Source organism: Pseudomonas sp. PH1b, assembly GCF_000633395.1.
Classification (GTDB): domain Bacteria; phylum Pseudomonadota; class Gammaproteobacteria; order Pseudomonadales; family Pseudomonadaceae; genus Aquipseudomonas.
Genome location: NZ_AYMU01000020.1, coordinates 415,306 through 432,403 on the forward strand (window position 1 = coordinate 415,306; position 17,098 = coordinate 432,403).

General features: G+C 62.8%; 15 protein-coding genes and 1 pseudogene. 6 read left to right on the top strand and 10 right to left on the bottom strand.

What is annotated here, in order from left to right:
• Positions 1-122: 122 nt before the first annotated feature.
• Complete coding sequence (locus U873_RS0127060; protein WP_025131230.1) at positions 123-1,901, top strand: acyl-CoA dehydrogenase C-terminal domain-containing protein; 1,779 nt, start codon at positions 123-125, stop codon at positions 1,899-1,901.
• A gap of 225 nt (positions 1,902-2,126) precedes the next feature.
• On the opposite strand, the gene U873_RS0127065 is transcribed toward U873_RS0127060, so the two are convergent.
• Positions 2,127-3,056, bottom strand: a complete 930-nt coding sequence (locus U873_RS0127065) for a LysR family transcriptional regulator (RefSeq protein ID WP_025131231.1) — start codon at positions 3,054-3,056, stop codon at positions 2,127-2,129.
• Between the two features lie 102 nt (positions 3,057-3,158).
• Between U873_RS0127065 and U873_RS0127070 the strand changes: the two genes are divergently transcribed.
• The 5 genes and pseudogenes from U873_RS0127070 to U873_RS35485 all read left to right on the top strand — a co-directional run bounded on the left by U873_RS0127070 (position 3,159) and on the right by U873_RS35485 (position 6,518).
• Positions 3,159-3,857, top strand: a complete 699-nt coding sequence (locus tag U873_RS0127070; protein WP_025131232.1) for an MOSC domain-containing protein — start codon at positions 3,159-3,161, stop codon at positions 3,855-3,857.
• A complete protein-coding gene (locus U873_RS0127075; RefSeq protein WP_025131233.1) occupies positions 3,854-5,137 on the top strand; it encodes an aspartate aminotransferase family protein in 1,284 nt (427 codons plus the stop codon). The genes U873_RS0127070 and U873_RS0127075 overlap by 4 nt, the downstream gene beginning before the upstream one ends.
• Complete coding sequence (locus tag U873_RS0127080) at positions 5,137-5,862, top strand: type 1 glutamine amidotransferase (protein ID WP_025131234.1); 726 nt, start codon at positions 5,137-5,139, stop codon at positions 5,860-5,862. The genes U873_RS0127075 and U873_RS0127080 overlap by 1 nt, the downstream gene beginning before the upstream one ends.
• A 69-nt stretch (positions 5,863-5,931) precedes the next feature.
• Positions 5,932-6,246 (top strand): annotated as a pseudogene (locus U873_RS34530) (helix-turn-helix domain-containing protein).
• 113 nt (positions 6,247-6,359) lie between these two features.
• Complete coding sequence (locus U873_RS35485) at positions 6,360-6,518, top strand: YqaE/Pmp3 family membrane protein (RefSeq protein ID WP_011063854.1); 159 nt, start codon at positions 6,360-6,362, stop codon at positions 6,516-6,518.
• 42 nt (positions 6,519-6,560) lie between these two features.
• On the opposite strand, the gene U873_RS0127095 is transcribed toward U873_RS35485, so the two are convergent.
• From U873_RS0127095 to U873_RS0127130, 9 genes are all read right to left on the bottom strand, one after another.
• A complete protein-coding gene (locus U873_RS0127095) occupies positions 6,561-8,393 on the bottom strand; it encodes a S9 family peptidase (RefSeq protein WP_025131235.1) in 1,833 nt (610 codons plus the stop codon).
• A complete protein-coding gene (pqqE, locus tag U873_RS0127100) occupies positions 8,359-9,528 on the bottom strand; it encodes a pyrroloquinoline quinone biosynthesis protein PqqE (protein WP_051586112.1) in 1,170 nt (389 codons plus the stop codon). Before pqqE ends, U873_RS0127095 begins: the two co-directional genes overlap by 35 nt.
• On the bottom strand, positions 9,500-9,775 hold the full coding sequence (pqqD, locus tag U873_RS0127105) for a pyrroloquinoline quinone biosynthesis peptide chaperone PqqD (RefSeq protein ID WP_025131237.1): 276 nt from the start codon (positions 9,773-9,775) through the stop codon (positions 9,500-9,502). The genes pqqE and pqqD overlap by 29 nt, the downstream gene beginning before the upstream one ends.
• Positions 9,772-10,524, bottom strand: a complete 753-nt coding sequence (gene pqqC / locus U873_RS0127110) for a pyrroloquinoline-quinone synthase PqqC (protein ID WP_025131238.1) — start codon at positions 10,522-10,524, stop codon at positions 9,772-9,774. Before pqqC ends, pqqD begins: the two co-directional genes overlap by 4 nt.
• A 93-nt stretch (positions 10,525-10,617) precedes the next feature.
• On the bottom strand, positions 10,618-11,529 hold the full coding sequence (pqqB, locus tag U873_RS0127115) for a pyrroloquinoline quinone biosynthesis protein PqqB (RefSeq protein ID WP_025131239.1): 912 nt from the start codon (positions 11,527-11,529) through the stop codon (positions 10,618-10,620).
• 103 nt (positions 11,530-11,632) lie between these two features.
• Positions 11,633-11,707, bottom strand: coding sequence for a pyrroloquinoline quinone precursor peptide PqqA (gene pqqA, locus U873_RS35490; protein WP_003194766.1), 75 nt, complete (start codon positions 11,705-11,707; stop codon positions 11,633-11,635).
• A gap of 156 nt (positions 11,708-11,863) precedes the next feature.
• Complete coding sequence (pqqF, locus tag U873_RS0127120) at positions 11,864-14,326, bottom strand: pyrroloquinoline quinone biosynthesis protein PqqF (RefSeq protein WP_025131240.1); 2,463 nt, start codon at positions 14,324-14,326, stop codon at positions 11,864-11,866.
• A 48-nt stretch (positions 14,327-14,374) separates the two neighbouring features.
• Complete coding sequence (locus tag U873_RS0127125; protein ID WP_025131241.1) at positions 14,375-15,169, bottom strand: carbon-nitrogen hydrolase family protein; 795 nt, start codon at positions 15,167-15,169, stop codon at positions 14,375-14,377.
• 111 nt (positions 15,170-15,280) lie between these two features.
• Entirely contained in the window at positions 15,281-16,963 is a 1,683-nt protein-coding gene (locus tag U873_RS0127130; RefSeq protein ID WP_025131242.1) for an NAD(P)/FAD-dependent oxidoreductase, read from the bottom strand.
• Positions 16,964-17,098: the final 135 nt, after the last annotated feature.

The window sequence follows — 17,098 nt, forward strand, 5'->3', positions numbered from 1 at the left end:
ACTAAAAATAACAAAAAAGTCACTAGTTGACCCTATGTGTCTTAAAAGTTGTTCGGGTACACTCGGGTTTTCGTAAATGGGCCTGTTTCGGCCCACTTGTCTTCGATCTTGCGAGGTTTGCCATGGCTGACTACAAAGCCCCCCTGCGCGATATGCGCTTCGTCCTCAATGAAGTGTTCGAGGTCGCCAAACTCTGGGCCCAGTTGCCGGCTTTGGCTGAAACCGTAGATGCCGAGACAGTCGAGGCCATTCTCGAAGAGGCAGGCAAGGTCACTGCCAGAAGCATCGCGCCCTTGAGCCGCAGCGCCGACGAAGAAGGTTGCCATTGGAACAATACCGAGGTGACCACCCCGCAAGGTTTTCCACAGGCCTACCAGACCTACGCCGAGGGTGGCTGGGTTGGCGTGGGAGGCGATCCGGAGTTCGGTGGCATGGGCATGCCCAAGGCGGTGTCCGCCCAGGTCGAGGAAATGGTCAACTCCGCAAGCCTGGCATTCGGCCTGTATCCGATGCTGACCGCTGGTGCCTGTCTGTCGATCAATGCGCATGCTAGCGAAGAACTGAAAGCCGCGTACCTGCCGAACATGTATGCCGGTGTCTGGGCCGGCTCCATGTGCCTGACCGAGCCCCATGCCGGTACCGACCTGGGGATTATCCGCACCAAGGCCGAGCCTCAGGCGGATGGTGCCTATGCCATCAGCGGGACCAAGATCTTCATCACCGGCGGTGAGCACGACCTGACGGAAAACATCATTCACCTGGTGCTGGCCAAACTGCCGGATGCCCCGGCCGGCCCGAAGGGCATTTCCCTGTTCCTGGTGCCCAAGTTCATGGTCAACACCGATGGCAGCCTGGGGGCGCGCAACCCGGTGAGCTGTGGTTCGATCGAGCACAAGATGGGGATCCAGGCTTCGGCCACCTGCGTGATGAACTTCGATCAGGCCATTGGTTACTTGGTGGGTGAGCCGAACAAAGGCTTGGCGGCCATGTTTACCATGATGAACTACGAGCGCCTGGGGGTCGGTATCCAGGGCCTGGCGACTGGTGAGCGCTCTTACCAGAACGCGGTGGAATATGCCCGTGATCGCCTGCAAAGCCGTTCGCCTACCGGTCCGCAAGCCAAGGACAAGGTCGCCGATCCGATCATCGTGCACCCGGATGTACGGCGCATGCTGCTGACCATGAAGGCTGCCAACGAAGGTGGCCGCGCATTCTCGACTTACGTGGCGATGCAACTGGATACCGCCAAGTTCAGCGAAGACGCCCAGACCCGCAAACGCGCGGAAAGCCTGGTGGCACTGTTGACACCCGTGGCCAAGGCATTCCTCACCGATCTGGGGTTGGAAACCACTGTTCATGGCCAACAGATCTTTGGCGGCCACGGCTACATCCGCGAATGGGGCCAGGAGCAATTGGTTCGCGACGTGCGGATCACCCAGATCTACGAAGGCACCAACGGCATTCAGGCGCTGGACCTGGTGGGCCGCAAGATCGTCGGCAGCGGCGGAGCGTTCTATACCTTGTTCGCCGATGAGATTCGCCACTTCACCGCCACCGCCGATGAGCAACTGGCGGAGTTCACTCGCCCCTTGAATGCGGCGTTGGACAACCTGGATGAGTTGACGGCATGGCTGCTGGATCGGGCAGTCAGCAACCCCAACGAAATAGGCGCGGCCTCGGTGGAGTACCTGCAGGTGTTCGGCTACACCGCCTATGCCTATATGTGGGCATTGATGGCGAAGGCCGCCTTGGGCAAGGAGCAGGAAGAGGATTTCTATGCCAGCAAGCTGGGCACTGCACGTTTCTACTTTGCCCGTTTGTTGCCGCGGATCCATTCGTTGACCGCGTCGGTCAAGGCAGGTAGCGAGTCCCTGTTCCTGCTGCAGGCTGAGCAGTTCTGACGTGTAAGTAATCTCTTACATGACGTGCTGCAGATCGCCCATATCGGCAGATGACGGCTGGAGCTAATCTACTTCACATGGACGTCGCGCAGGAAGCGCAAAGCAACAACACGGACACGTAGGATTCCGCCAGGATGGTGGAGTGAAAAGGATGTCAGGGAAACAGTCTGCAAAGCCCCGCTTCGGCGGGGTTTTCTTTTGCCCGGATTTTTTGTTGCTGTGGTTTCAACCCAGCACTTCCACCACTCCGACACCGCTCAGGCGCCCGTCCTGAGCGTTCATCGAATCCTCCAGTAGCGCACGCAGCAATTCCAGTGTCCCTTGCTGACGCTGCAGATCACGACAGACCAACCCCACCTTCAACGGCACCCTGGGCTCACTCAGAGGTTTCCACAGCAGCTCCTTGTTGCCGTGCTGCTGTTGTGACCGCCCCGGCAGCACAGTGGCCAGCTGTGTATGGGGCAGGCTGTCGAGAATGCCGGCCATGTTGTTCAACTCCGCCTGGACTTGTGGGCGTCTCCCCAGATTGGCCAGTTGTGCCTGCCAGATCTGGCGGATCTGAAACTCCTCACCCAACAGCAGCATGGGCAACTCTGCCGCCTGGCTCATGGACACTTTCTTGAACTCACGCAGTGGGTGTTGCTCGGGAATGACCAACGTCAACTCGTCTTCGTACAGCGGTACACCGTGCAGCCCTGGCTGGCGGGGCGGCAGGTAGCTGATGCCGATGTCCAGCGAGCCATTGAGCAAGCGCCGCTCGATCTCCAATCCAGTCAGCTCGTAGATCTGTACCACCAGATGCGGCTGGGCCTTGCGCACCCGTTCGAGCATCTGTGGCACCAGGCTGGTGTGCACCGTTTGCAGCACGCCAATGGCCAGAGTGCGCAGGGCCTGGCCCTTGAAGTTGCGCAGGGCTTCACGGGCCTGTTGCAGGCCGTCGAGCAGGGGCAGGGCATGGTTGTACAGGGTGTGGGCGGCGAGGGTCGGCAGCAGGCGCTTGCTGCTGCGCTCGAACAGGCTGACGTCGAGGTTCTGCTCCAACTGGCGGATTTGCTGGGAGAGCGCCGGTTGTGAGATCGACAGGCGTTCTGCAGCACGCCCCACATGGCCTTCTTCATACACCGCGACGAAATAACGCAGTTGCTTAAAATCCATAAGTATTTCTTATCGAAAAAGCTTAAAAAACGAAATGGCCCGAAGCCCTGGAGAGGCCTAGTCTAGCGCCTATTCACTAGGCTTACAGGGCCACGAAGGGCGATGAATACCGTTTATGTCGATGGTGTTTACATAGGCAAGGCAAAAAATATCGGTCAGGGTCTGCTGAACGATACCGACAAGCACTCGGTTGCCAACCGTCTCTGGTTGTGGCCACAGGGCCTGGGTAGCGACGAGCATGGCGATCCTCGCTTTCACACCGGCCCTGAACGAGCGCTGCACCATTATCCTGCCGAACATTACAGGCACTGGCGTAAACGTTATCCGCAGTTCGACTGGGGCGCGCCGGCCTTCGCGGAAAATCTTTCGACTCATGGCCTGACCGAAGAACAGGTCTGCCTGGGAGACATGTTCCGCTGGGGTGGGGCGTTACTGCAGATCAGCCAGCCTCGTTCACCCTGCTACCGCCTGAGCCAGCGCTGGGGCTTGAGCAATCTGCCTCGGCAGGCCCAGGAAAATGGTCGCTGTGGCTGGTTCTATCGAGTGCTCAAGCCCGGCTTCGTGCAGGCGGACGAACCCTTCGAACTGATCCAGCGCAGCTATCCCGAACTGACAGTGGCCAGTGCCCTGCACTACTTCTTCCAGGAGCCACTGGAGCCTGCCGGGCTGCAGAAACTCATAGACTGTCCGGCGCTGTCTTCGCGCTGGCGTGACATTGCCATCAAGCGTCTGCGCACTGGCTGCGTCGAGGACTGGTCAGCGCGCTTGCTGGGCTTGCCCCTGGAGGGCCTGCGAGCATGAATCTGTTCGGTTTGCGCCGTACCTCTCCGAGTCTGGAAGACCTGGCCGTCGAGCCGGGTGCGTCCATCCCGGACACTTCCCTCTCCAGCGAGTGCCTGATGCCCAGTGTGCAGCGTCCTCAGCCGGTATTCGTCCGCGGCCAGGGTTCCTGGCTGTGGGACAGTGACGACCGCACCTACCTGGACTTCACCCAGGCCGGTGCCGCCAACAGCCTGGGCCACAGCCCTTCGGCGCTGGTCAATGCAATTGCCGCCCAGGCCCAGTCGCTGATCAACCCCGGTTCGGGCTTCTACAACCGCGGCATGCTCAAGCTTGCCGATCGCTTGTGCCGCAGCACTGGCAGTGATCAGGCTTACCTGCTGAGCAGCGGCAGTGAAGCCTGCGAGGCGGCGATCAAGCTGGCACGCAAGTGGGGGCAACTGCATCGCGGCGGCGCCGCAGGCATCATCACCGCCAGCCGAAGCTGCCATGGCCGAGGTTTTGCCGCGCTGTCGGCGGCCGGCGTGGGGGCTTCGGGCAACCGCTTCGAACCGCAATTGCCGGGTTTCAGCCAGGTGCCATTCAATGACTTGCCGGCCCTGCATGCCGCGGTGGACGCGCAAACAGTGGCGATCATGCTCGAGCCGATCCAGAGCGAAGCCGGAGTCATTCCGGCCACCGAGCATTATCTCAAGGGAGTCGAGCGTCTGTGCCGTGAGCTGGGCATTCTGCTGATCCTCGATGAGGTCCAGACCGGCGCTGGCCGCTGTGGCACCCTGCTGGCCGAGCAGTTGTATGGCATACGCGCCGATATCATCAGCCTGGGCAAGGGACTGGGCGGTGGCGTGCCCCTGGCGGCCTTGCTGGCACGAGGCAAGGCTTGCTGCTTCGAACACGGCGAACTGGACGGCACCCATCACGGCAACGCCCTGATGACCTCGGCCGGCCTGGCGGTGCTGGACAGCCTGCAAGAGCACGGTTTCATGCAGCAGGTGCGGACTAGCGGTCAATACCTGGGGCAGGGGCTGAATCGCCTGGCGGTTCGTTATGACCTGGGCGAGGTTCGTGGCCATGGGCTGCTCTGGGGCATGTCCCTGACAGACGACTCGGCAGAAGCCGTGGTCAAGGCCGCGTTGCAGGAGGGGCTGTTGCTCAGTGCCCCGCAAGCGGACTGCCTGCGCTTCACTCCGGCACTGACGGTCAGCAAGGGCAATATCGACGAGATGCTCCTGCGCCTGGCCCGGGCCTTCTCCCGGGTGCGCACGGCGCAATTGCAATGTCGTAAAGGAGTATCCGTCTAATGCGCGTGCTGATCCTGCAGCACTCCTGCGCAGCCGGCCCGGGCCGGATCAACCAGTGGTTGCTGGAGCGGGCGAGTGCCGTGCATATCTGCCATCTCTATGCCCAGGCACGGTTGCCGCGGCTCGACAGCTTCGACTTGCTGATCGTCCTGGGGGGCCCCATGAGCGTGCATGACGAGGTTCAGGCTCCCTGGCTGGCGGCGGAAAAACGCCTGCTGCGCAAGGCGTTGTCCGCAGGCAAGCGGGTGCTGGGCATTGGCCTGGGAGGCCAACTCCTGGCGCAGGCTCTGGGGGCTCAGGTGCGCCCTAGCGCTGTCAGGGAAATTGGCTGGTGGCCGGTGGAGAAATACCCCCATGCCCAGGATTCGCCCCTCGGGCTGGCGCTGCCGGAACGCCTGATGGCCTTTCATTGGCATGGTGAGAGTTTCGACCTGCCCAAGGGCGCGCTGCCCCTCTATCGTTCTGCAGCCTGCGCTCACCAGGGTTTCATCTGGCAGGAGCAGGCCATTGGCCTGCAATGCCTGTTGCAGAGCGACCTGCAGAGCATCGAGGCGCTCTTGCAGAGCCGCCCCAGCGACTGGCTGAACGCCGAGCACAGCGCCAAGCCGGACAGCGTCGAGGACCAACAGGCGATTCTTGCCGGGATCCCTCATTGCAGCGGCCTGGCGCCGACCCTATTCCGAGTCCTGGATTATCTGTCAGGGCCACATCCGACCTTACGTTGACTGAATTACTGAACCGTCTCGCGGTATAACGCGTCGCCCCGTGTCCGATTTTTCGCACGGGGCGTTTTTTTGTCTCGGTCTTTTTCAAAACCCCACTTTGACCTTGAAAATGTCGCCGATTACAGGCTCGTTGTACTCATCGGCAAGACCACCATGCGCCGTTTCGACGAGGCTTGCATCGCCGCTGCTCCCGCGCAGGTCCCCGCAGAACAGATCAAGCAGCTGCGGTGACGCAATCAGGTCAGCCAGCCGGTGTTTGCGCGTTATCTGAATACCAGCGCGTCCAGGGTGAAGAAGTGGGAGACCGGTGAAAAGCACCCCAGCGGCATGGCGCTCAAGCTGTTGAGCATCGTGCAGAAGCACGGTATCGAGATGCTCGCCTGATACTTGGCAGGAGAGCTGGAGGCGAGCAGGCGCAATCGGTCTGAACCCTGGCCTGGGCCCAGGGTCGATTGCAGGTAAGGCTCGCCCGAGCCGATGACCCTCAGGAGCTGCCCATGGACTTGATCCGTATTATTTTCGCCATCCTCTTGCCGCCCTTGGGGGTCTTTCTGCAAGTAGGCTTCGGCGGCGCCTTCTGGCTGAATATCCTCTTGACCCTGTGCGGCTACATCCCCGGTATCGTGCACGCGGTATACATCATCGCCAAGCGCTGATCCCCAGACTTGCCCGTTCCGATGGAGCGGGCAAGGCGCTGTTCAGTGCTGCCCCTGCAGTACCTTGCAATAGAACCGCCATTCCTGCTCCAGCGCGTGGGCCTGATTGCTGGCCTTGCGAAAACCATGACGCTCATCCGGGTAGTAATGGGCCTCGGCGGCTATGCCCTGGTCTTGCAGTGCCTTGAGCATGTCGCGGGTTTGCTCGGGCACCACCACGGCGTCCAGTTCGCCCTGGAAAAACACCACCGGCACGCTGATCTTGTCCGCGTGCAGCAGCGGGGTCCGGGCCTGGTAGCGTGCGTTGTCCTGTTCCGGATCGCCGATCAGCCAGTCCAGGTAGTCACCTTCGAACTTGTGGGTGGCGCGTGCCAGGGCTACCGGCTCGCTGACCCCATACAGACTGGCGCCAGCGCAGAAGACCTTGGCGAACGCCAGAGCGCAGAGGGTGGTGTAGCCTCCGGCGCTGCCGCCGCGGATGAACGCCTGCTGCGGGTCGATCAGCCCTTGCTGGTCCAGGTAGGCCACCACTGCGCAGGCGTCCTCCACGTCCACTTCGCCCCAGCGCAGGTGCAGGGCCTGGCGATAGGCACGGCCGTAGCCACTGCTGCCGCGGTAGTTCAGGTCGGCCACGGCAAAGCCGCGCTGGGTCCAGAACTGGATGCGCGGGTCGAGCATCGGGTAGCAGGCGGACGTCGGGCCACCGTGGATGAACACCACCAGGGGCGGCCGGCTGACACCGTTCATGGCCGTGTAGAAGAAACCGTGAGCCTGGCCTTCTCCACTGGGGTAGCACAGGGTTTGTGGCCGGCTGATGCGCTCTGCCGGCAGAGGCGCGACCCCGCCCGCCAGTACCTGAACCTGATGTGTATCGCGGGCGATGGCGATCACTGCAGAGGGGCTGATGGGCGATGCAGCGATGCAATACAGGTGCTGCTCATCCAGCGCCAGGCTGCGAAAGCGACTGTAGCCGCCGCTGAAGTCCTGTGGTGAACCGGCGCTCTGGTGCAGCCCTAGGCGTCCAAAACCGTGTTCGGTCCAGGTGCCCAGCCAGGCATCTTCACCAAGGGGGATCCAGGTACAGCCACCCAGTTGCCAGGGCGCCGGAGCATGGTCGGCAGCTGCGCTTGGTAATGGACGCAAGCCATGGTCGGCCTCGGCCCAGGGTTGCCAGAAGCCCTGGCGATCACTGAGGCAGTAGAGCTGGCCGTGCTGATCGAATCGTGGTTGTTGCAGGGACTCCTGTTCACCTTCTCCGGCCACGCAGCGAGGGTCGCCCCAGGTTCCGTTGGCCAGGCGTTCGGCAAGCATCAGGCGGGTGCAGGTCCAGGGTTGATGGGGGCGGTCCCACTCGATCCAGGCCAGGCGCTGGCCATTGGGGCTCAGGGTTGGGGCAGCGTAGAAGTCTGCTCCAGCGGCGAGCAGGTGTTGGCGCCCGCTTTCAATGTCGATGCTGACCAGTCGATGTTGCTTGGCATGCTCTTCGACTGCCAATACCTGATCGCCATGACTGTGCAGGTCACCGTAACGGCATTCGCCCTGAGTCAGGGCCTTGGGTGCGCCGCCCGCCAGGGCTTGCCGATACAGCTGTTGGTCTGATTCGTTGACGAACACCAGCACCTCGCCACTGAGGCAGAAGGCACCACCACCGTATTCATAGACCCGGCTGCGAGCGCTGAAGCCTGGCGGCGTCAGGCAATGGGCCTGCCCCTCCCGCCAGTGCCAGATCCGGCAGCTGGCGTCGGTGGGACGGTACTCATTCCAGAGCAGGCCATGGGCGGTCAGTTGCAGTTCGGCAAAGTCGACCCCGGCAGCGGTGGCCAGGCTGGCGCTGAAGGGCTCAGCCCTTGGCGATGAGGCGGGAGTTTCGTTCATTGCGAAAGGCCAGTTGCTCGATGGTTTGGGTAGCGGTTTCGGACGCTTCGCGGGCTTGGAGAATTATCCCGTGGTGCTCCGATTTGCTGCACACCGGGTCGGCATTGCTGGCGTCCCCCGTGAGCATGAAGGCCTGGCAGCGGCAGCCACCGAAGTCCTTTTCCTTCTCGTCGCAGGAGCGACAGGGCTCCGGCATCCAGTCGTACCCGCGAAAGCGGTTGAAGCCGAAGGAGTCGTACCAGATGTGCTGCATGCTGTGGTCGCGCACGTTGGGAAACTGCACCGGCATCTGCCGCGCGCCATGACAGGGCAGGGCGGTGCCGTCCGGGGTCACGGTGAGGAAGATGCTGCCCCAGCCGTTCATGCAGGCCTTGGGACGTTCCTCGTAGTAGTCCGGGGTGACGAAGATCAGCTTGCAAGGATGTCCCTGGGCTTCCAGCTTGGCACGGTATTCATTGGTGATGCGTTCGGCGCGGAGCAGTTGCTCGCGGGTCGGCAGCAGGCCGACGCGGTTGAGCTGGGCCCAGCCGTAGAACTGGCAGGTGGCGAGTTCGACGAAGTCGGCTTCCAGGGCTATGCACAGTTCGATGATGCGGTCGATCTTGTCGATGTTGTGCCGGTGGGTGACGAAGTTCAGCACCATCGGGTAGCCGTGGGCCTTGACCGCGCGGGCCATCTCCAGCTTCTGGGCGAAGGCTTTTTTCGAGCCGGCCAGCAGGTTGTTCACCTGCTCGTCACTGGCCTGGAAGCTGATCTGGATGTGGTCCAGGCCGGCTTTCTTGAAGTCGCTGATCTTCTGTTCGGTCAGGCCGATGCCGGAGGTGATCAGGTTGGTGTAGAACCCCAGCTTGCGTGCCTCGCCGATCAGCTCGGCGAGGTCCTGGCGCACCAGCGGCTCGCCGCCGGAGAAGCCCAGCTGCGCGGCGCCCATCTCCCGGGCTTCGCGAAATACCTTGATCCACTGCTCGGTGCTCAACTCCTTGCCCTGCTGGGCAAAATCCAGGGGATTGGAGCAGTAGGGGCATTGCAATGGGCAGCGATAGGTCAGCTCGGCCAGCAGCCACAGCGGCAGGCCGATTTCCGGCTTGCCGGGCACGGCGGCGGGCTCAGCCGAGTTCGATCCAGTGTTGAGCACGGGCGACCTCCATGAACTGCTCGATGTCATCGCCAAGCTCGGGCACCCCGGGGAACTGGACCTCCAGCTCGGCAATGATCGCCGCCACGTCGCGCTCGCCGTCGATCAGGCCACCAATCAGTGCAGCGCTGTCATTGAGCTTGATCATGCCTTCCGGGTACAGCAACACGTGGCCCTTTTGCGCCGGCTCGTACTGGAAGCGATAGCCGGGGCGCCAGCGTGGGGTTTTGCTGCGGTCGAAATTCATAGGCTGATCCCCTTATGCCAGACCCGCTGGTCGGTGACGCTGTGATAGGGCGGGCGGTTCAATTCATAGGCCATGCTCATGGCGTCGAGCATGCTCCAAAGGATATCCAGTTTGAACTGCAGAATCTCCAGCATCCGCTCCTGGCCGGCGCGGGTGGTGTAGTGCTGCAGGGTGATCGCCAGGCCGTGTTCCACATCTCGCCGGGCCTGGCCCAGCCGGGTGCGGAAGTACTCGTAGCCGGCCGGGTCGATCCAGGGGTAGTGCTGGGGCCAGCTGTCCAGGCGCGACTGGTGGATCTGCGGGGCGAACAGTTCGGTCAAGGAGCTGCTGGCGGCCTCCTGCCAACTGGCCCGGCGGGCGAAATTGACGTAGGCATCCACCGCAAAGCGCACGCCGGGCAGCACCAGTTCCTGGGAGCGCAGTTGGTCCGGGTCCAGGCCCACGGCTTGGCCCAGGCGCAGCCAGGCCTCGATGCCGCCGTCTTCCCCGGGGGCGCCGTCATGGTCCAGCAGGCGCTGGATCCACTCACGACGGATTTCCCGGTCAGGACAGTTGGCGAGGATCGCCGCGTCCTTCATGGGGATGTTCACCTGGTAGTAGAAGCGATTGGCGACCCAGCCCTGGATCTGCTCGCGGCTCGCCCGGCCTTCATACATCGCCACGTGATAGGGGTGATGGATGTGGTAGTAGGCGCCTTTGGCGCGCAGTGCCTGCTCGAATTCGGCAGGCGACATGGGGGTGTCGGTCATGTTGATTCTCCGGGTGTTTCGGCCGCTTTGCGGGCAGACCCGCTCCTGCGCATAGAGGCCCAAGGCTCTGGTCGAGCTTGTAGTCGATTGGTCCTACAGCTCAATACTCATTCCGTCGTAAGCCACTTCCACCTTTCGGCGTACCAGTTCGGCACGTTCGGCGGAGTCTTCGTCAAGGATCGGGTTGGTGTTGTTGATGTGGATCAGCACCTTGCGCTGGCGGGGCAGTTGCTCCAGTACTTCGAGCATGCCGCCGGGGCCGTTCTGGGCCAGGTGGCCCATTTCCCGGCCGGTGCGGGTGCCGACGCCGCGGCGCTGCATCTCGTCGTCTTCCCACAGGGTGCCGTCCAGCAGCAGGCAATCGCTGGCAGACATGATTTCCAGCAAAGGACCCTCTACCTTGCCCAGCCCTGGGGCGTAGAAGAGTTTGCCGCCGCTGCGCAGGTCCTCGACGATCAGGCCGATGTTGTCTCCCGGGTGAGGATCGAAGCGGTGGGGCGAATAAGGAGGGGCCGCGCTGCGCAGGGGCAAGGGAGTGAAGCGCAGGTTGGGGCAGGCAGGAACGGTGAAGCTCTGGTCGAGCTCGATGCGGTTCCAGTTCAGGCCGCCGTTCCAGTGGCTGAGCATCTTGAACAGGGGAAAGCCGGTGCTCAGGTCTTCATGGACCATGTCGGTGCACCAGACCTGATGCGGGCAACCTTCGCGCAGGCTGAGCAGGCCGGTGGTGTGATCGATCTGGCTGTCCATGAGGATGATGGCGCCGATCCCGGTGTCCCGCAGCGCACGGCCCGGCTGCATGGGGGCGAAGCTCTGGAGCTGGGCACGGATGTCCGGGGAGGCGTTGCACAGCACCCAGTTCACCCCGTCATCGGAAATCGCGATGGACGATTGAGTGCGCGCCTGGGCCCGCAGGCTGCCGTCGCGAAACCCTGCGCAGTTCACGCAGTTGCAGTTCCACTGCGGAAAACCACCGCCGGCGGCGGAACCTAGAATCTGGACGAACATGAATGCTCCCTGGATGAGGACTGGAAAAAAGATGGAGAACTGAAAATAAAAACGCCCCGGACGGGCCGAGGCGTTGCGCTGCGTTTCTGGCCAGAGGCAGAAATTAGCGGCTGGCGAAGTACATGGTGACTTCGAAGCCGATACGCAGGTCGGTGTAAGCCGGTTTGGACCAAGTCATAAAAGTGCTCCTATGGGGTGGATGGGACGATTGTTGCCTATACATATAGTCCACCTCCAGCGGGAGATGTTCAGATGCTTAGGGGGCTATCTTACTAAATTCCTGCTGCAGGTTGCCCGCAATTCTGAAGAAAGCTCATTGCAGCGCGGGTAATGATCATTCTGCCACTTGCCAGGGCGAACCCGGGCAGGGCCCGTTGGCCCAGGCCCTCCAGCCTCCGCTCGCTTCCTTGAGGTGCTCGGCGGCCTGGGCCGTGCCCTCAGGCGTGAGCGCGTCGATGCAGGTCTGCAACTGCTGCAGGTAATCCGACGGATGGCCGGCCAGCTTTGCCTGCCATAGCAGTTCCATGGCATGGAGCAGGGGCAGCGTTGCTGGTTCGAACTGGCGCGCCAGAGCCGTCCGCTGTTCGTTCCAGGCCGGTTCGCTGAGCGACATGATCCCCTCAGGCAGACGCTGGAGGAACTCTTCGAGGTGCTGGAGTAGGTGCGTGGCGTTGGCGTTGGGAGATTGCACGCCGAACAGCAGGCCGGTCTGGCCATTACGCTGGCGCACTGCACTGAATACCGCATAGCCCAACTGCAACTCGACTCGCAGCCGTTGATAGAACGGTGTCTGGCAGACCTGCCCCAGCATGCGCCAGGCCGCTTCATCGGCAAGGCTGGCACCCGGTGTCGGGCAGAACAGCAACAACCCATGTTCGCCGGGCTCTCCAGACAAGCAGTGCCACTGGTACCGGCCTTCAGGCGCTGCCGGCTGGCGGAGGGTGGTATCCGCCGTACCGGGCATTTGATGCAGCGCCCGGCTGAGGGCTTCTTGTGCACTGGCCGGCAATGCCAAAGCCAGCCCATCCCAGCGGGCAGCGGCCCACAGTGCTTGCAGTGCCTGCGGGCCCTGCGCTGATGGGCCGCTGGGCAGGGGTTGCTCGCTGAATATCTTCAGCAACTGACGGATCGGCATCAACGGTGCTTGGTCGGTGGTCGCCTCGTTCTGCAGCCAGAATGATTCGGTGGGATGGCTGAGGGTCTTCAAGGCTTGCTGCAGTACGGCAGGCAGAGGGGCGTGCAGGCCGCTCAGTGTCAGCAACCAGTCTGGTCCTGCCGTCGAGAAACCCAGTTCCACCCCGGCTTGGCGAGCATCAATGCGCAACGGCTCCAGACTGCGATCCAAGCGCGCGTGGAGGCCGGCCGGTGCGGGCGAGGCCAGGCGCCAGCGCAACCTCAGTGCCGCCTCGGCACTCTCGCTTGGCAGCGCCTGGCTGAAGCTCAAGGCCGACGGTTCTCGCCTCCCCCGGGAACGGTCCTGGGCAAAGGTACGCAGTCCCCGATGAGCGCTGGTCTGGCCGCGAATCAATCCCGCCCGCGGTGCTTCGCTGGTCGGGCGCAGGAACGGGTTGGGCGGGGGCAGGCGCCAGTCGCTGCTGAAGTTGTCCATCGCCTGGGGCTGCAGTTGCTCGAGCACTTGCTTGAGGGCAACCAGCCCCAGCTCATCCAGTTCGCCGACGATTTGCCGGCAGTCTCGTTGCGCCAGCTCCAGGGCGCTGCTGGACTGGCTCCGGCGTTGTTGCAGCAAGGCATATTCTTCCTGCAACTGTGGCCAATCGGCCTGGGCGCTGAAGAACCCCAGCCATTCCATCAGCAGCGCCTGGGTCTGAGCCGCTGCTGTCGGTTTTTCTGTGCAAAGGCCGAGCTCCAGGTGCAGCAGGGCTTGTCCGGCAAACTGGTACAGCGGCGTCGCTTTCAGGCTATGGGCCAGGTGACGTTGCTGCAGTTCGGCGAGCAGTCCGCCGGGTTTGGCCGATTGCAGCCAGGTACAGAGAAAGTCCAGTGCGGCAGCTGCGCCCTCGGGTAGCTGTTCAAGGGCAAACAGCAGATCCTGGCGCTGTGCGCCGAGTTGTTGATAAGTCGTGGTGGAGGATGTCAGCAACGCGGGTGGGCGACTCTGCGCAATACGCTTCCCACTGGGCAACTCCACGGCGCAGCGCTCGGCCAGGGCCCGAAGCTCTTCCAGGGGCTGTGGCCCGGCGAGGCTCAGGGTCATCTGCCCGGTCTGGTAGAAAGCCCGATAAAACTGCTGCAGGGCGTGCTGGAAAGCACTGTTGGGCAGGTTCAGGCTGTAGCGGTTGCCCGCGTGAAAGGCCCGCAGGGGATGGGCCGCAGACAAGCCGTCATACAGTGCGAACTGACGTTGCGCCGCCCCATCCCGGGACCAGGCGATGAACTCCGCGTGCAGGACTTCCCGTTCCCGTCGCTGATCTTCCAGGCTCAGGCGCGGCCGGCCGAGCATGTCGCCCAGGCGCTCGAGGGCACCGGCAAACGCTGCGACCGGCAGCTCGAAAAAGAACTCGGTACTGCGCTCGCAGGTCTTGGCGTTCAGTTGCCCACCCTGGGCGCGGACATAGGTCATCAGTCCCTGATCGGCGGGAAAGCGCTCGGTACCGAGAAACAGCAAGTGTTCCAGGAAGTGCGCCAGGCCCGGCCAGGCCAGCGGCACATCGTGACTGCCGGCAGCTACACGCAGGGCCGCCGCGCAGCGTTTCAAATGGGGAGCATGACGCAAGGACACCTGCAGGCCGTTGGCCAGGGTTTCCAGGTGGGGCAGAGGGTGGTTCAGCGCGGGCATGAGCACTTCCAGAACAGAGAAGCGCTCATGCTAGCGGATATCCCTGGATCAGCGCTTGTTCAGGTCGTCGTAAAGCTCGGGACGGCGATCGGCAAGATAGCGGTTGAGCGCTCGAGACTCGGCCATCAACTCTCGGTCCAGGGTGCCGATGATCAAAGCCTCGTCGAGCCCGGCCAGGGCAATCCGGCTACCGTCGGGGGCGGCGATGCTGCTTTGCCCGCAGTAGCGGATCTGCTCTTCATGGCCACAGTAGTTGGCATAGGCCACGTAGCACTGGTTCTCGAAGGCCCGGGCGCGAATCGTCACGTCGGCGACGAAGTCGTAGGGCACCATATTGGCGGTCGGCACCAGAATCAGCTCGGCACCCGCCAGGGCCAGGCGACGCGCATTTTCCGGGAACTCGATGTCGTAGCAGATCAGGAAGCCGAGCGTCCAGCCGTCCAGTTCCACGAGGGGGAAATCATCGTCGCCGGCGCTGAACATCGAGTGGTCGAGGTCGCCGAACAGATGGGTCTTGCGGTAGTTGCACAGGCGCTGGCCATGGGCATCGATCAATTGCACGGCGTTGTAGATCTGGCCGTCGGCACTGCGCTCCGGGTAGCCATAGAGAATCGCCGTGCCGGCCGCCTGGGCGATGGCGGCGATGCGCTGGGCCGACGGGCCGTCCTGAGCCTCCGCCAGGGCAGCAACTGCTTCCAGGCCAATGTTGTAGCCGCTGAGGAACATCTCCGGCAGCACCAGCAGATCGGCATCGGTGGCTTCCATGGCCACCTGATGCAGGCGTTGCAGGTTGCCGGCCACATCCAGCGGCCGTGGCGGGCACTGATACAGGGCGACGCGCATGGTCTTCACTCCACTCACTGACAGACCGGCCACTGTAGCCGTTGTCACAGGTTCATACGACATCCCCGCAGAGGGTACCTGCGGGGACGAGCACCTGCCCGGCCGCCGGTTTCAGTCGGCCAGGGCAATTGGCCCGATCTCGTGGAACACATCCCCTGGGCCCGGGTTCTCGGCATGAGTGGCGCCACCGAAGTGCTTCATGATCCCCCACACCGCGTTCAGCGAGGTCTGCACTGCGCCTTCGACCCAGGCCGGGGTCCAGGACACGTCGTCGCCGGCGATGAAGATACCGCGCTGCTCGGCGGGCATGTCGTCCTGCATGAAGTGCGCATACATCCGTTGGTTGTAGCGATAGTGGCCCGGCAGCGCGCCCTTGAAGGCGCCGAGGAAGTGCGGATCGGCCTCCCAGGACACGGTGATCGGGTCGCCGATGATGCGACTGGCGATGTCCACCTTGGGGTAGATCTTCTTCAGCGCGTCCAATGCCAGCTTCACGCGTTTTTCCACCGGCTGCGGAAGCATCTTCAGGGCATCGCTCATCCATGAGTAGGACAGGCAGATCACCCCCGGCTTGTCGTCGCCATTATCGAACAGGTAGGTGCCGCGGGTCAGACGGTCGGTGAGGGTCATGCTCATCAGATCGCGACCGGTTTCCGGATCCTTGTCCTTCCAGAATGGCCGGTCGACCATGACGAAGGTTTTCGACGACTGCATGTAGCGGGTGCGGTCCAGGGCCATCCACATCTTCTGCGAGAACAGCGACTCCTCGCATTCAATCTGGGTGGTCAACAGCCAGCTCTGGCAGGTGGTCAGTACCGCTGCGTATTCCCGGGTATCGCCCCAGTTGTCGGTGACGCTGAAACGGCCGTCGGCAGCCCGGGCAATGCGCTTGACCCCGGTGCGCGGCGCGCCGTGGTGCAGCGAGCTGAGGCTGGTGCCGGCCGGCCAGTGAGCGCAGCGCTCAGGGACGTGGCGCCAGATGCCCAGGGGCACCTGCTCGACGCCGCCCACCACCAGGTGCTGGTGATCGTCGCAGTTGGTCATCACCACGCGGAAGATTTCCAGCATCGAGTTGGGGAAGTCCGAGTCCCAGCCACCGGTGCCGAAGCCCACCTGGCCGAACACTTCACGATGGTGGAACGACAGCTTGGCAAAGGCCTTGGAGGTGGCGACGAAGTCGTAGAAGGTGCGGTCGTCCCACAGCGGCACCAGGGTGTTCCACAGCTCCTTGAGGCGCGGCACGTCGCGGTCGCGGATTGCCTGCTGGATCTCGCTGAAGCGTGAGCCATCTTCCAGGGCGTCGGCCCAGGCGTCGGCGACTTCCTGGAACAGTGCCGGCAGGTCGGCGAGCTTCTGAGCGTAGTGGGTCTGGCCTTCGAGGTCGATGACCGTGCTGCCCGAGGCCGGGGTCAGCGGGTTGGGAAAGGGCTTGGTCTGCAGGCCGAGCTTGTCGACGTAGTGGTAGAAGGCCGTGGATGACACAGGAAAGCGCATGCCACCCAGCTCGGCGATGATCCCTTCGGCGCCTTCGAAGGCCTGGGAGCGCAGGCGGCCGCCCATTTTCGATGCTTCGTAGACCACCGGCTTGAGGCCCAGCTTCATCAGCTCGTAGGCCGCCACCAGCCCGGCGATGCCGGCGCCGACAATTGCCACTTCGGTGCCGTGCTGGGCCTGGGGAATACTGCCCAGGCCGGCGGGATGCTCGATCCAGTCGTCGAAGGCGAAAGGGAAGTCCGGGCCGAAGATGGTGATCGGCTTCTTACCGTCTGCAGGATGGCGATTGTTCTTGTTCATGGCTGACCTTGGCGGGCGGCTCAGCAGTGTGCTGAGTATAGGAAAAGATGGCAGCCATTTTAGAGAGGGTAAAACACGTTAATAAGACGCAAACTGTCGTCGTTATGCATTGTTATTTATCTATGTGACGAACCA